Source organism: Catellatospora chokoriensis, from assembly GCF_011297315.1.
Classification (GTDB): Bacteria; Actinomycetota; Actinomycetes; order Mycobacteriales; family Micromonosporaceae; genus Catellatospora; species Catellatospora citrea.
Window position 1 is genome coordinate 128,820 of record NZ_JAAOTI010000002.1, and the last position, 12,817, is coordinate 141,636.

Here is a 12,817-nt window from a genome sequence, read left to right on the forward strand (position 1 = left end):
ATTGTCACAATGCAAGGAGTCGCGACACTCGTTACTCGGCTGTGACGTCCGCTGTGGACCGTGGCAGCATGTAGGCGCATCCATGGCGCTCTACCCGGGGGACGGCGATGGCACAGGTGATCGCGCACGTGACGATGTCGCTCGACGGCTTCATGGCCGGGCCCGACGTGGGTGTGGCACACCCCATGGGCCGCGGCGGCGAGCGACTGCACCAATGGATCTTCGACGGGTCGAGCGAGGTGGACGCCGAGGCCGTGCGGCGGCAGTTCGCGCTGACCGGAGCGGTCCTGCTGGGCCGGCGCACCTTCGACGTCGGGGTGGGCGTGTGGGGGGACACCCCGTACGCGGTGCCCTGCTTCGTGCTGACCCACCACCCGGCGCCGGACCGGACCGAGCGCAGCGGCACGTTCACCTTCGTGCACACCGGCCTGTCCGACGCGCTGGACCTGGCCGTCGCGGCGGCCGGGGCGCGGGCGGTGACGCTGATGGGCGCGGACGTCGTCCAGCAGGTGCTGCGGGTTGGACTGCTCGACGAGATCCACCTGCAGCTCGCGCCGGTGCTGCTGGGCGGCGGCCGGCGGTTGTTCGACCAGCTCGGGACCGACCACATCGAACTCGAGCAGCTGGCCGCGCAACCGTCGCCGCACGTCACGCACCTGCGATACCGCGTCGTGAAATAGCCACGCCCGTCACTGGCCCCGGCGCGGCGCAGCGGCTACCTTCGGTCGCATGTCTGCCGGTGAGGTCGTGCTCTGGGTGCTGCTCGGGCTGGCCGCGCTGGCCGTGCTGGCCTTCGCCGGCATCGTGGTGAAGTTCGTGGGCAAGGCCGCGGTGTCCTACGCGCGGCGCAAACCCCCGCAGGCGGTCGGCTTCTTCGCCGTGCCGGGCGGCCTGGCCAGCTTCGTCGCCACCTTCTTCGGGGCCGGCCTGCCGCTGGCCATGGGCCTCGGGATGATCACCGGTCTGGCGGTATTCCTGCTCGTCGCGATGGAGCTGGGTTAGCCAGGACACACCGACGCGGACCCGGGACACCCGTCCGGGGACGTCGCGACGTGTATGGTGGAGAGACAGTTTCTTGTTTGTGGTTGCTTCACCTGCCTGGTTTCAGTACACCGGGATCGGTTCTCCTTCCGGATCACCGTGGGTTTACCGCTGCTCGAGACGGCCCATCCGGGCCTCGCAGCGAGCGTGGCCCATCCGTAGAGGAGAACACCATGGCTTCTGGCGTCGTGAAGTGGTTCAACGCCGACAAGGGTTTCGGCTTCATCACCGTCGACGGTGGTGGCGCTGACGTCTTCGTCCACCACTCGGTCATCCAGCTCGACGGCTTCCGCGAGCTGCGCGAGAACGAGCGCGTCGAGTTCGAGATCGTGCAGGGCCCGAAGGGCCCGCAGGCCGAGGCCGTACGCCTCGTCTGACCCCCACGCCACGCCCCTGAGCGTGGCGCGGCATGCTTGATTGTCCGGTTCCGCGGCGGCAACGCCGCGGAACCGGCGGCAACACCCCACCATTCGGTTCGTTACCTGTTGACTCTCCCCGGGCATCACCCGGGTCGAGAGCCTTCGCGCGGCGTGCCGACAGCGAAAGGCTCCAATTTGACCGCCGCAGTACACGGTTCGTCGGCTCACCCCGTGCGCCGTCGCCCCCGTCGCCGCCCCACGCAGACCGGCCAGCAGGCCGTCGCCAAGGCGACCCCCACGCCGACGCCGGTGACGGCGGAGCCGGAGTTCACCGGCCCGCTGGCGACCAGCTTCACCGAACTCCCGCTCCACCCCTCGCTGGCGGCGGTGCTGGCCAAGCAGGGTCTGACCGTGCCGTCGCCGATCCAGGCGCGCACCATCGCCGACGCCGTCGCCGGGCGCGACGTGCTCGGCCGCGCCCGCACCGGCTCGGGCAAGACGCTCGCCTTCGGGCTGCCGATGCTGACCCGCCTGGCGGGCCGCCGCGCCCGCTCCCGCCAGCCGCTGGCCCTGGTGCTGGTCCCCACCCGGGAACTGGCCGCCCAGGTCGCCGCCGCGCTGGCCCCGTACGCCAGCGCGCTCAACCTGCGCACCGTCACCGTCGTCGGCGGGCTGTCCCTGGGCCGTCAGGCCGACCAGGTGCGCGCCGGTGCGGAGATCGTCATCGCCACCCCGGGCCGCCTCAACGACCTGCTGGACCGCGGTGACTGCAAGCTCGACCAGATCGACATCACCGTGCTCGACGAGGCCGACCAGATGGCCGACATGGGCTTCCTGCCCCAGGTCACCTCGCTGCTGACGGCCACCGCGCCGGGCGGGCAGCGCATGCTGTTCTCGGCCACCCTCGACGGCGACGTGGACCGGCTGGTCCGGCGCTTCCTGAGCAACCCGGCCCGGCACTCGGTGGACCCGCCGGCCGGCGCGGTCACCACCATGGAGCACCACCTGCTGCACGTCGACGCCGCCGACAAGGACACCGCCACGGCGCACATCGGGGCGCGCGACGGTCGGGTGATCATGTTCGTGAAGACCAAGCACCGCGCGGACCGGGTCGCCCGGCGGCTGCTGGCCAGCGGGGTCACCGCGGCCGCGCTGCACGGCGGCAAGTCGCAGCCGCAGCGCACCCGGATCCTCGACCAGTTCAAGTCGGGCGCGGTCAACGCGCTGATCGCCACCGACCTGGCGGCGCGGGGCATCCACATCGACGACCTCGACCTGGTCGTGAACTACGACCCGCCGAACGACGCCAAGGACTACCTGCACCGCGGCGGCCGCACCGCCCGCGCCGGGCGCACCGGCACCGTCGTCACCCTGGTGGTGGCCGAGGAGCGGCGGGAGACCGCGCGGCTGCTCGCCGCCGCGGGCGTCGCCGCCCGGACCACCGCGGTCCGCCCGCACGACCAGGAGCTGGCCCGGATCACCGGCGCACGCACCCCGTCGGGCACCCCGGCCGTGCTGCCGGCCCCGCCCGCGGCAGCCACCTCCGAGGACGGACAGGCCGCGCGCCGCTCCAGCCGTTCCCGCCGAGGCCGCCGGTCGCGCTGACCGCGCAGTCCGACCCCGATTGTCATGGACGCTGGCCTATCTCATCGAGTTTCCGCAGCTCGAATTCGATGAGATAGGCCAGCGTCGTTGTGTGGGCACGCCGAGGCGGTGGGCGCGGGCCGGTGGTGTTCGGTTGCGCGCGGTCATGAGTGCGGCGACGCAGGGCGGTCGCGTTTGGACAGGCTGCTTGGCGCTGCGGCACAATGGCCGCATGACGCGCTGGCAGTACGCACGGCTCGAATACCGATCGGCGGGCACCCTGGGCGCGGATCGCTTCATGGACTGGGACGCGGTCTTCCACGGCCCCGACGGCGTCGAGCGGTGGGGCACCGACGAGCGGTTCGACGACCTGCGCCACCTCAACCGGGCCGGTGAGTCGGGCTGGCAGGCGTACGACCGGGGTGCGGTGTTCCTGCACACCGAGCCCTACCGCCTGCACGCCGTGACCTACTCGATGCGCCGCCGGGTCGGCTGACGGCGTTTCAGGCCGTGCGGCGGCCCAGGTAGAGCAGCGTCTCCACGGCCAGCGTCACCTTCTCGGGCAGGCGTTGCAGCAGCGCGGTGAACAGCGCCTCGCGGGTCGCCTCCGGCAGGATGCGATACGTCGGCTGGGTCGACAGGTAGGAGACGTAGTCGTCGGCCGACAGCGTGCGCTCCCAGGTGTAGAGCCGCTCGGTGAGGTCGCCGAACTCGGGCAGCGCGGCCAGGTCCGGCCCGGGCCAGTACGCCGACAGGTCGGCGCCGTCCGCGGGCTCCTCGTCGATCATCGCGTGCGGGGCGTAGCCGGCGTGCACCTCGCGGACGAGAGCGCGCAGGTCGTCGTCGGCGATGCGGTCGAAGTTCCAGAACAGCGCGATCGTGCCGCCGGGGGCCAGCGCCGCCGCGGCCCGCCGCCAGCGCTGCGAGCCGTCGGTCCACTGCCACGCCTGGGCGCAGAACAGCAGGTTGAAGGCGAGGTCGGGTTCGTACTGCTCCCACAGCGCGACCACGATGCGCACCGAGGACTGCCCGGACAGCCGCTCCGACAGCAGCGCGGCCATCTTCGGGTCCGGCTCGATCGCGGTGATCTGCAGGCCGCGCGCCGCGAACGCGGTGGTGGCCTTGCCGGTGCCCGCGCCCACCTCCAGCGCCTGGACGCCGATCCCGGTGTAGGCGAGCACGTCGTCGACGAGCCCTTCCGGGTAACCGGGTCGGATCCGGTCGAACTCCTCGGCGATCTCGCCGAACATGAGGCCCTGGGTGCGCGCGTCACTCATTCGCGAGAGCGTAGTGCCATCCCGGCCGCCGCGACACTCGGGGGAAACGGTCCGTCCACACCGATCCCGGTGCTCCGAAACGTGGTGAAGGCGGGTGACGTGCGTTGTTACGCTGCCGGCCATGGTGCGGGTGACGAACAGGTCCATGGCCGGCGGCTGCTTCGGCCCCGTGCGGGTCACGGTCGACGTGGAACCGGCCGCCGCAAGCAGCGTGCACGTCGCCGACGACTTCATCGACCTGCGCGACCGGGACCGCGACGACGAGTACATGCGTGCGGAGCTCGCCAACGAGCAGTGGACGGCGGAACTGACCACCGGCGCGCTGCGCGGCGTGCGCGCCGCGCTCCTGCAGCACGAGTACCGCACCGGGCCACTGCGCGTGGTGCTGGTCAAGCACTACCTGCACATCGTCGAGTCCAGCTACTTCTCGGTGCGGGCGGGCGCGTCCCGGGCGGTGCGGGCCGCGATCGAGCAGCTTCCCCACCGCATGGTCCGCGAGTGGGTCACGCTCACCCCGGGCGGGCCCGTGGTGCGGCTGGCCAACCCGGTCGACCCCGAGGTCGGCGACACGGACGCCGAGGTCTTCATCGAGGTCGCGCCCGCCGCCGCGCGCTCTGTCGTGCTCGCCGAGGACTTCGCGACCGACGCCACCGGACCCCGGCTGGACGCGGCGGATCTGTCCCGGATTCCCGGCATCGCGGTCGCGGCCGCGCACGCCGCCCTCGACAGGCATGAGGAGCGGGTCGGGCCGCTGCGCCTCACCCTGGTCGGCCACCGGCCGCACCAGACCGTGTCCTGGTCGTTGGAGCACCAATATCGCGATGCCCTCGACGACGGGGTGCGGATGGCCGTCGAACAGCTGGAGTTCGCCCTGGCCGAGCAGGCCGGCTAGGGCCAGTCGTCGCCTGCGGCCAGGCGGCGCTGCAGCAGCGTCTCCAGCGGCATCGACTCGCCGTCGCGCGCGCCCCGGCCGACGATCAGCGGCGGGTCGGCGGGCGGCACCTGCGCGCCGAGCAGCCGGGCCCGCAGCGACGACGGCACGCCGAGCACGTAGTAGCGGCCGTCCTCGGTGATCGCGAGGGTGCGGTTGCGGTGCACGTACCAGCCGCGCAGGTCGGTGCGGTAGCGGCCCCCGCCGTCGTAGGCGAACGCCGTCAGCGCCGTGGTGCGCAGGCCGCGCGCGGCCGCCTCGCGGGCGAACCGGGTCACCAGCTCCATCGCCTGCGCCGTCTCGGCCGCCCGGCGGCGCTGCTCGGCCAGCGCATGCTGCGCCACCGCATGATCGCGCTGCGCGCGCCAGTCCGACTGATCCGCCACAAGCCCGACCCTAACGCGGCCACCTTGGCGGCCCGCAGCGGATCTCCTACGCGCCCGTCAGCCGGCCGGCATCACCGCCAGCCACCAGTCGCCGGTCAGGTGCTCGGGCTCGACGGTGATGGTCAGCTGATCGGGATACTGGGCGCTCAGCCCGCGCACCTTGGCGTCGTCGCCGGCGGGCGCGAACTCCGACTGCCAGGTCTGCTGGTCGTAGTCCCACCAGGTCTTCACGTCGACGAGCACGCCGTTGATGCGCAGCCGCAGCACGCCGGGCGTCTGCGAGCGCGCCATGATGCGCACCGCGCCGCTGCGCCAGTCCAGCGTGGCGGTGCGCGGACCGTCGGCGGTGAGCAGCACGCTGGTGCCCGTCGCGTACGCGGGCCGGTCCAGCGGCGTCAGGGTCGCCGGCCGCTCGGGCAGGTCGACCTTGTCGAACCCGACGGACTCGCCGACGAGGAGCGCGAGCACACCGTCCGCGGGCACCTCCGTCTTCGGTTCCGTGACCGGGGTCGTGGGGTCCGTGTAGACGTACGACACGTCCAGGTCGAAGGAGACCGTCACGGGCTTGCCCACCTCGACGCCGGCGGCGCGCAGGGTGTCCGGGGCGGGCGTGAGCCGGTTGTCGAAGGACAGGCCGTCGGTGGCGCAGTCCGCCGCGCCGATCGACCTGCCGCCGACCCACACCTTGACCTCCAGCGGCACCTCGTAGCCGGAGTGCGTGCAGGCGGGGAAGAACGCCAGGTCGAGAGTGGACGGGGTGAAGGTGATCTCGCCGGTCCGCGCCGGGAAGCCGGCCTGCGCGCGTTGCGTGATGCGGTAGCCCTGGTGGAAGTCGGGCACGCCGGCCAGCCCGTCGGTCTCGCCGCCAGGCGCGATCACGTACCCGGTGATGCCCGCCAGGATCACGGCGAGCGCCGCCGCGGCGGAGGCGAGCCGGCCGCGGCGCTGCTGCACGATACGACGGCGTACGCCGGCCAGCCGCTCGTTGCCGGCCGGGGCGTCGTCGTCGATCGCGGGCATGGGCTGCAGGTCGGGGTCGAGCCGCAGCCGGGCCAGTCCCTTGGCGGCGTAGCTCTTCACCGAGCCCGGCGAGATGTCCAGCGCCTTGGCGATCTCTGCCTCGCTGAGGTCCTCGAAGTAGCGCAGCACCAGCACGACCCGCTGCTGGCGGGACAGCCGACCGAGCGCCCGCCACACCTCGTCGCGCTCGTCGACGGCGGCCTGCGGCGCCGTGATCGGCTGCTCGGGCAGCGACTCGGCGGGGCGCTCGCCGTTCCACCGGCGGCGCCACCAGGACCGGTACGTGTTGAGCAACACCTGCCGCACGTACGGTTCCGGGTCGCCGTGGATGCGCCGCCACGCCGACCACGACTTGACCAGCGCGGTCTGCAGCAGGTCCTCGGCCAGCGCGTGGTCGCCGGTGAGCAGGTACGCGATGCGCAGCAGGTGCCGCGACCGCGCCATCACGAACTCGTCGAACTCCGCCGTGCCGGCCATGCTCCGCAAGCCTCCTGATCGCCGCCGTCAGCAACACGTACCGTTTGGACGGTGGCGTCGGTGGGGTGGTGTCGCGAGAATTTCCCGCCCGTAGGTTACGTCCCGGGCTGGTCGACGGTGAGCCGCCAGTCGCCCGTCATGAACTCGGGCTCCACGGTGATGACCACGGTCTGGCCGGTGACGAGGGCAGGCAGTCCCCGCCGCGCCGCGTCGGTCGTGTCGGACGTCAGCCGCGCGGCTGGGGGTGGACCGCGACGTACCAGTCGCCGACCAGGCGTTCGGGTTCGACCGTGATGGTGATCCTCGACCCTGGGCGCGGTGCGAAGTGGAAGCCGTTGGCGTAGCGGGCTGCGGGGTCGAGCAGGAGACCGCTGTCGCCGACCACCTGCCCCGCGAAGGGCGTACCGAAGTCCAGATTGCTCACCAGCGCGCCGTCGACGAGGATGCGCAGCCGGCCGGGTGTCTGCGCGTTCGCTGACAGTACGAGCGGCCCGGTCCAGGTGAGGGTGGCGCTGTGCGCGCCCCCGGCCTCCAGCATGGTGACGGTGGCCGGGTCGACCATGTCCCGCGGCATGCGGTCCAGCGGCGCGCGGGACGGGGCCGTGCCCGGCCACGGGAGCTCCGCGTACGGCGTGAGTTCACCGATCGCGACGGCGACGGTGCCCGCTGGCAGCGGGTCCGTGCCGTTCTGCCCGAATTCGAGGTCCAGGGTGACGGTGGCGGGACGGCCCGCCACCAGGCCAAGCGCCGCCGGGTCCAGCCGGGTGAAGAAGCCGTCGAGGCCCAGGTCGGTGTCGCCGGTGCAGATGTCCATGCCCATGCCCGCCGTCCGCCCGTTCACCCGGACATGGGCGATCAGCGTGTTGAGCTGCCCCAGGTGGCGGCAGGCGAGGAACAGGGCCTCCGGCCGGTCGCCGGGTGTCCAGGTGAGCGCCGGGTCGAGGTGGGGCGAGTAGTCGTGCTGGGCGGACGTCGTCAGGCGGTAGTAGTCGAGGTCGGCGAACCTGCGGCCGTTCTGCGCGAACTGCGGCACCTCGATCGGGAACGCCGGTTCCGGCAGCGCCCGCGCGCGCAGGTGCGGCAGCAGCGCGTACGCGGCGATCAGCGCCAGCGCGACCAGGCAGGCCGTTGCGATCCCGGCGACGCCGCGGCGGCGGTTGCGGGTGATCCGGGTGCGCACCGCGGACAGCCGCTCGTTGCCCACCGGCCCGTCGTCGTCCGCCTGCGGCAGCTCCCGCAGGCTCGGGTCCAGCCGCAGCTTCGCCAGCCCCTTGGCCGCGTGGGTCTTCACCGAGCCCGCGGAGATGCCGAGGGTCCGGGCGATGTCGGCCTCGCTCAGATCCTCGAAGTACCGCAGGACCAGGACGACCTTCTGCTGCCGGGGGAGCCTGGCCAGGGCTCGGCGGAGCTGGTCGCGGTCGTCGACGGCGGCGTGCGCCGAGGGCGCGGGGTGCTCCGGCAGCGTCTCGGTGGGGCGCTCGCCGTGCCACCGCCGTCGCCACCAGGAGTTGTACGTGTTGGCCAGCACCCGGCGTACGTACGGCTCGGGGTCACCGTTGATCCGCCGCCAGGCCGGCCAGCAGCGGGCCAGTGCGGTCTGCAGCAGGTCCTCGGCCAGCGCATGGTCACCGGTGAGCAGGTAGGCCACCCGCAGCAGGTGCCGCGATCGCGTCACCACGAACTCGTCGAACGTCGCCGTCTCGGCCATCCCCGTCGCCTCCTGATCGTCCCGGTCAGCAACAGGTACCGCCTGACCGGCGGGTCAGGTTGAACCCCTGTTCAAGGAGATCCCGGGATGGGTGAGGATAGCGGGGTGGAGATGTGGAACAACCCCTCGTGCTCGAAGTGCGCCACCGCGCGGGAGACGTTCGAGCTCAACCAGGTGCCGGTGACCCTGCGGCCGTACCTGGACGCGCCGCCGACCGCCGCCGAGCTGGCCGACGTGCTCGACCGGCTGGGCGCGCAGCCGTGGGAGATCTGCCGGCTGGGCGAGCCGGCCGCCGCCGACCTCGGCCTGGCGGACTGGAGCCGGGACGCGGTCGACCGGCCCCGCTGGATCGCCGCGATGGTGGCGTATCCGCAGCTCATCCAGCGCCCGATCCTGCTGCTCGACGACGGCACCGCGATCGTCGGACGCACCCCCGAGGCATTGGCGCAGGCGCTCTCCACCCCGACCACCGACTGACATGGCGCAGGAAGTCGTCCCGGCGGAGGCCGCCGGGACCGGGCCCGCGCGTGCCCGGAACAGGTTCAGCGGGCTCGACCTGCTCGCGTTCGCGCTGCTCGGCACGGGGCTGCTCGCGGTGGCGACCCGGCTGGTGCCGCCGGCCGGCGCGCTGGCGACCGGCCGCCGCATCCTGCCGATCCTGATCTTCCTGGGCACGGTGATCGTGCTGGCGGAGCTCGCCGCGCGGGCCGAGCTGTTCGACGTGATCGCCACCCGGCTGACCGGCTGGGCCCGCGGCCGCAACGTCGCGCTGTTCGCGCTGTGCTTCGGCTTCGCCGCGGCGACCACCGCGCTGCTCAACCTCGACACGACGGCGGTGCTGCTCACCCCGGTGATGCTCGCCATGGCGGCGCGGGCCGGCGTGCCGCCGCTGCCGCTGGCGATGACGACGATCTGGCTGGCCAACGGCGCGAGCCTGCTGCTGCCGGTGTCGAACCTGACGAACCTGCTGGCCGCGGACCGGATCGGGCTGTCGGTGGGCGGGTTCGCCGGGGCGATGGTCCTGCCGCAGGCGGCGGTGCTGGTCGCGGTCGGCGCCTGCCTGTGGATCCTCTACTGGCGCGGCAACCCGGCCCGGTACACCCCGCCCGCGCCGGTGCGCCCGCGCGACCGCCGGCTGCTGCTGTCCGCGGCTGCCGCCTGCACGGCGTTCCTGCTCGGCGTGCTGTGGGGCGAGCGGCTGGAACTGGTGTCGGCGGTCTGCGCGCTGGTCCTGGCCGCCGCGTACGCCCGCTGGGACCGGGCCGCGCTGCGCTGGAGCCTGCTGCCGTGGCGGCTGCTCGTGCTGGTCACCGGCCTGTTCCTGACCGTCGAGGCGGTCGGGCGGCTGGGCCTGGCCGACCTGATGAGCGCCATGATCGGCGTCGACCCCGGGGCGGTGGGCGTGGTGCGGGCCGCCGTCACCAGCGGGCTGCTCGCCAACGCCGTCAACAACCTGCCCGCGTACGTGGCGGGCGAGGCCGTGGTCGCCGCCGGGCACCGCGACCAGTTGCTCGGCCTGCTGCTCGGGGCGAACGTCGCCCCGCTGGTGACGGCCTGGGCGTCGCTGGCCACGCTGCTGTGGGCGCAGCGCTGCCAGGCCGCCGGGGTGCGCATCGGCTGGGGCAGGTTCGCGGTGACCGGGGCGGTCACCGGGGCCGCCGCGCTGGCCGCCGGGACCGCCGTGCTGCTGCTGGCGCGGTGACTCAGGCCAGCAGCTTGTTCAGCTCGCCGTAGCTCACAGCGCCCGAGAGCGCTTCGTAGCTGCCCTTGGCCAGCAGCTCCTCGGCCGCCCGGCGCATCACCGCGTACGCCGCCTCGGCCACCGACGAGCCGAGGCTCACCCGGGCCACCCCGAGCGCGGCCAGCTCGGCGACGGTGGGGGAGCCCGGCCCGGCCAGGATGTTCAGCGGCGCGCCCACCCCGGCGACCAGCTCGGCGATCACCGCGGGGTCGGCCGTGCCGGGCACGAAGACGCCGTCCGCGCCCGCGGCGATGTACGCCCGTGCCCGGGTGAGCGCGTCCGCGACGTCCCCGCCGCGCAGGAACGTGTCGACCCGGGCGTTGATGAACAGGCCCGCTCCGGCGGCGGCGCGGGCGGCGGCGATACGCCGGGCGGCCTCGTCCACCGGCAGCAGCGGCGCGGGGCCGACCCGGTCGCTGTCCTCCAGGTTGACGCCCGCCGCACCCGCCGCGACCACGAGCCGGACCGTCTCGGCGACCCGGGCCGCGTCGGTGGCGAACCCGCCCTCGATGTCGGCGGTCACCGGCACGGCCACCGCGCCCGCCACCCGGTCGACCAGGTCGACCGCGCGGTCGCGGTCCAGCACGTCGCCGTCGGCCGCGCCCAGGCTCCAGGCCACCCCGGCGCTGGTCGTCGCGACCGCCGCCGAGCCCGCCTGCTCGGCGAGCCGGGCGCTGGCCACGTCCCAGGCGTTGGCGAGCAGGAGGGGGGTGCCGGGCTGGTGCAGGGCGCGGAAGGCGGTGTACTTGTCGATCGTCATGGGCCCAGTCCACCACGGGCCGCCGACAGCGGCTGGCAGGAAAACGACGTCGGCGTCACCGGCGACCGCGATGTCGTCTTCTCGCGAGTGTCCGGGTCCCCGCCCTGGCTACGGTGGGGGCATGCACGAGGATTTCGAACGTTGCGTCCGCGCGGTGCACTCCCGCGACGCCCGCTTCGACGGCTGGTTCTTCACGGCCGTGACCAGTACGCGCATCTACTGCCGGCCCAGCTGCCCGGTGCCGCCGCCGCAGGTGCGGCACATGACCTTCCTGCCCAGCGCCGCCGCGGCCCAGCAGGCCGGATTCCGGGCCTGCAAGCGGTGCCGGCCCGACGCCAGCCCCGGCTCGCCGCAGTGGAACGCGCGCGCCGACCTGGTGGGCCGCGCGGTCCGGCTCATCGCCGACGGGGTCGTCGACCGGGAGGGCGTGCCGGGCCTGGCCCACCGGCTCGGCTACAGCACCCGGCAGGTGCAGCGGCACGTGCTCGCCGAACTCGGCGCGGGCCCGCTGGCGGTCGCCCGCGCCCAGCGTGCCCAGGCGGCCCGCACCCTGATCGAGACCAGCACCCTGCCCATGGGCGACATCGCGTTCGCGGCGGGCTTCGGCAGCATCCGCACCTTCAACGACACCGTCCGCGAGGTGTTCGGGCTGACCCCCGGCGAGCTGCGCGAACGGGCCGGTCGCGGCGCGCGGGCGCAGGCCGCGGCGGGCACCGTCACGGTCCGCCTGCCGTACCGGGCGCCGCTGGCCGCCGGCGAGCTGTTCGCGCAGCTCGCCTCGGACGCGCTGCCCGGGGTCGAGGAGTGTCGCGACGGCGCGCTGCGGCGCACGCTGCGGCTGCCCCACGGCACCGGCGTCGTCGCGCTGCGCCCCGCGGCCGGGCACGTCGAGTGCCGGCTGGCCCTGGCCGACCTGCGTGACCTCGGCAGCGCCGTGAACCGGTGCCGGTGGCTGCTCGACCTGGACGCCGACCCGGTCGCCGTGGATGCGGCGCTCGCCGCCGACCCGCTGCTCGCCCCGCTGGTCGCCGCCGTGCCGGGCCGGCGGGTGCCGCGTGCCGTGGACGGGGTCGAGCTGGCGGTGCGGGCGGTGCTGGGGCCGGACGCGGCGGCGCGGCTCGTGACGGTCTGCGGCGAACCGATCGACGACCCGGACGGCGGACTGACCCGGGTGTTCCCCGACGTGTCCGCGCTGGCCGCGGTCGATCCGGCGGTGCTGGAGGTCGCGGCCGCCGTCGAGAAAGCGTTCGTGGCGCTCGTCGAGGCGATGGCTGCGGGCGGGCTGGACCTCGGCGTCGGCGCGGACTGGGCGGTGGCCCGGCAGCGGCTGCGGGAACTGCCGGGACTGGACGAGTCCACCGTGGAGTTCATCGCGATGCGCGCCCTCGGCGACCCCGACGCGTGGCCGGGGACCGGGCCGCACGGCGCGCCCGACGAGCGGTGGCGGCCCTGGCGCGCGTACGCCTTCGGACACCTGGCGGGCTGACCGGAACGGCGTCTTGGCCGGACCCGGCGGTCCGGGTTACCGTGCGG

Annotated in this window: 14 protein-coding genes; 9 read left to right on the top strand and 5 right to left on the bottom strand. The window is 73.9% G+C overall.

Annotated features, from left to right (window positions below):
* Positions 1-107 precede the first annotated feature (107 nt).
* From HAV39_RS03135 to HAV39_RS03155, 5 genes are all read left to right on the top strand, one after another.
* Positions 108-680, top strand: a complete 573-nt coding sequence (locus tag HAV39_RS03135; protein ID WP_191837650.1) for a dihydrofolate reductase family protein — start codon at positions 108-110, stop codon at positions 678-680.
* Between the two features lie 49 nt (positions 681-729).
* Entirely contained in the window at positions 730-1,002 is a 273-nt protein-coding gene (locus HAV39_RS03140) for a hypothetical protein (RefSeq protein WP_191837651.1), read from the top strand.
* Between the two features lie 212 nt (positions 1,003-1,214).
* Positions 1,215-1,418, top strand: a complete 204-nt coding sequence (locus tag HAV39_RS03145; RefSeq protein WP_120318694.1) for a cold-shock protein — start codon at positions 1,215-1,217, stop codon at positions 1,416-1,418.
* 213 nt (positions 1,419-1,631) lie between these two features.
* Positions 1,632-3,005 (top strand): DEAD/DEAH box helicase, encoded by a 1,374-nt coding sequence (locus tag HAV39_RS03150; RefSeq protein WP_239120373.1) that lies wholly within the window; start codon positions 1,632-1,634, stop codon positions 3,003-3,005.
* Positions 3,006-3,216: 211 nt separating this feature from the next.
* Positions 3,217-3,480 carry a hypothetical protein gene (locus HAV39_RS03155; RefSeq protein ID WP_120318696.1) on the top strand — a complete coding sequence of 88 codons (264 nt, stop codon included), beginning with the start codon at positions 3,217-3,219 and terminating at the stop codon, positions 3,478-3,480.
* A gap of 7 nt (positions 3,481-3,487) precedes the next feature.
* Here the strand turns inward: HAV39_RS03155 and HAV39_RS03160 are convergent, their stop codons facing one another.
* On the bottom strand, positions 3,488-4,261 hold the full coding sequence (locus tag HAV39_RS03160) for a class I SAM-dependent methyltransferase (RefSeq protein WP_191837653.1): 774 nt from the start codon (positions 4,259-4,261) through the stop codon (positions 3,488-3,490).
* 121 nt (positions 4,262-4,382) lie between these two features.
* Here HAV39_RS03160 and HAV39_RS03165 point away from each other — a divergent pair, with 121 nt between their 5' ends.
* Positions 4,383-5,153, top strand: coding sequence for a hypothetical protein (locus HAV39_RS03165; RefSeq protein ID WP_191837654.1), 771 nt, complete (start codon positions 4,383-4,385; stop codon positions 5,151-5,153).
* Here the strand turns inward: HAV39_RS03165 and HAV39_RS03170 are convergent.
* The 3 genes from HAV39_RS03170 to HAV39_RS42130 all read right to left on the bottom strand — a co-directional run bounded on the left by HAV39_RS03170 (position 5,150) and on the right by HAV39_RS42130 (position 8,783).
* The gene (locus HAV39_RS03170; protein WP_191837655.1) at positions 5,150-5,578 is read right to left on the bottom strand and encodes a hypothetical protein; all 429 of its coding nucleotides are present in this window, start codon (positions 5,576-5,578) and stop codon (positions 5,150-5,152) included. The two genes, HAV39_RS03165 and HAV39_RS03170, sit on opposite strands and share 4 nt — an antisense overlap.
* 57 nt (positions 5,579-5,635) lie before the next feature.
* Positions 5,636-7,075, bottom strand: a complete 1,440-nt coding sequence (locus tag HAV39_RS42125) for a SigE family RNA polymerase sigma factor (RefSeq protein ID WP_203736141.1) — start codon at positions 7,073-7,075, stop codon at positions 5,636-5,638.
* 226 nt (positions 7,076-7,301) lie between these two features.
* Positions 7,302-8,783 carry a SigE family RNA polymerase sigma factor gene (locus HAV39_RS42130; protein WP_203736140.1) on the bottom strand — a complete coding sequence of 494 codons (1,482 nt, stop codon included), beginning with the start codon at positions 8,781-8,783 and terminating at the stop codon, positions 7,302-7,304.
* Positions 8,784-8,870: 87 nt separating this feature from the next.
* On the opposite strand from HAV39_RS42130, the gene HAV39_RS03185 reads away from it, so the two are divergent.
* Both HAV39_RS03185 and HAV39_RS03190 read left to right on the top strand, forming a co-directional pair.
* Complete coding sequence (locus tag HAV39_RS03185; RefSeq protein ID WP_239120372.1) at positions 8,871-9,260, top strand: ArsC/Spx/MgsR family protein; 390 nt, start codon at positions 8,871-8,873, stop codon at positions 9,258-9,260.
* Position 9,261: 1 nt separating this feature from the next.
* Positions 9,262-10,485 carry an ArsB/NhaD family transporter gene (locus HAV39_RS03190; protein ID WP_191837656.1) on the top strand — a complete coding sequence of 408 codons (1,224 nt, stop codon included), beginning with the start codon at positions 9,262-9,264 and terminating at the stop codon, positions 10,483-10,485.
* A gap of 1 nt (position 10,486) precedes the next feature.
* Here the strand turns inward: HAV39_RS03190 and HAV39_RS03195 are convergent, their stop codons facing one another.
* Positions 10,487-11,284, bottom strand: coding sequence for an isocitrate lyase/PEP mutase family protein (locus HAV39_RS03195; protein ID WP_191837657.1), 798 nt, complete (start codon positions 11,282-11,284; stop codon positions 10,487-10,489).
* A 121-nt stretch (positions 11,285-11,405) separates the two neighbouring features.
* Between HAV39_RS03195 and HAV39_RS03200 the strand changes: the two genes are divergently transcribed.
* Positions 11,406-12,770 carry a DNA-3-methyladenine glycosylase 2 family protein gene (locus tag HAV39_RS03200; protein WP_191837658.1) on the top strand — a complete coding sequence of 455 codons (1,365 nt, stop codon included), beginning with the start codon at positions 11,406-11,408 and terminating at the stop codon, positions 12,768-12,770.
* Positions 12,771-12,817 lie beyond the last annotated feature (47 nt).

Excerpts from the sequence above, each read along its gene's own strand:
- HAV39_RS42125 (WP_203736141.1), bottom strand. The coding sequence starts at position 7,075 with ATGGCCGGCACGGCGGAGTTCGACGAGTTCGTGATGGCGCGGTCGCGG.
- HAV39_RS03135 (WP_191837650.1), top strand. The coding sequence starts at position 108 with ATGGCACAGGTGATCGCGCACGTGACGATGTCGCTCGACGGCTTCATG.
- HAV39_RS03165 (WP_191837654.1), top strand. The coding sequence starts at position 4,383 with ATGGTGCGGGTGACGAACAGGTCCATGGCCGGCGGCTGCTTCGGCCCC.
- HAV39_RS03140 (WP_191837651.1), top strand. The coding sequence starts at position 730 with ATGTCTGCCGGTGAGGTCGTGCTCTGGGTGCTGCTCGGGCTGGCCGCG.
- HAV39_RS03195 (WP_191837657.1), bottom strand. The coding sequence starts at position 11,284 with ATGACGATCGACAAGTACACCGCCTTCCGCGCCCTGCACCAGCCCGGC.
- HAV39_RS03190 (WP_191837656.1), top strand. The coding sequence starts at position 9,262 with ATGGCGCAGGAAGTCGTCCCGGCGGAGGCCGCCGGGACCGGGCCCGCG.
- HAV39_RS03160 (WP_191837653.1), bottom strand. The coding sequence starts at position 4,261 with ATGAGTGACGCGCGCACCCAGGGCCTCATGTTCGGCGAGATCGCCGAG.
- HAV39_RS03185 (WP_239120372.1), top strand. The coding sequence starts at position 8,871 with ATGGGTGAGGATAGCGGGGTGGAGATGTGGAACAACCCCTCGTGCTCG.
- HAV39_RS03155 (WP_120318696.1), top strand. The coding sequence starts at position 3,217 with ATGACGCGCTGGCAGTACGCACGGCTCGAATACCGATCGGCGGGCACC.
- HAV39_RS42130 (WP_203736140.1), bottom strand. The coding sequence starts at position 8,783 with ATGGCCGAGACGGCGACGTTCGACGAGTTCGTGGTGACGCGATCGCGG.
- HAV39_RS03200 (WP_191837658.1), top strand. The coding sequence starts at position 11,406 with ATGCACGAGGATTTCGAACGTTGCGTCCGCGCGGTGCACTCCCGCGAC.
- HAV39_RS03145 (WP_120318694.1), top strand. The coding sequence starts at position 1,215 with ATGGCTTCTGGCGTCGTGAAGTGGTTCAACGCCGACAAGGGTTTCGGC.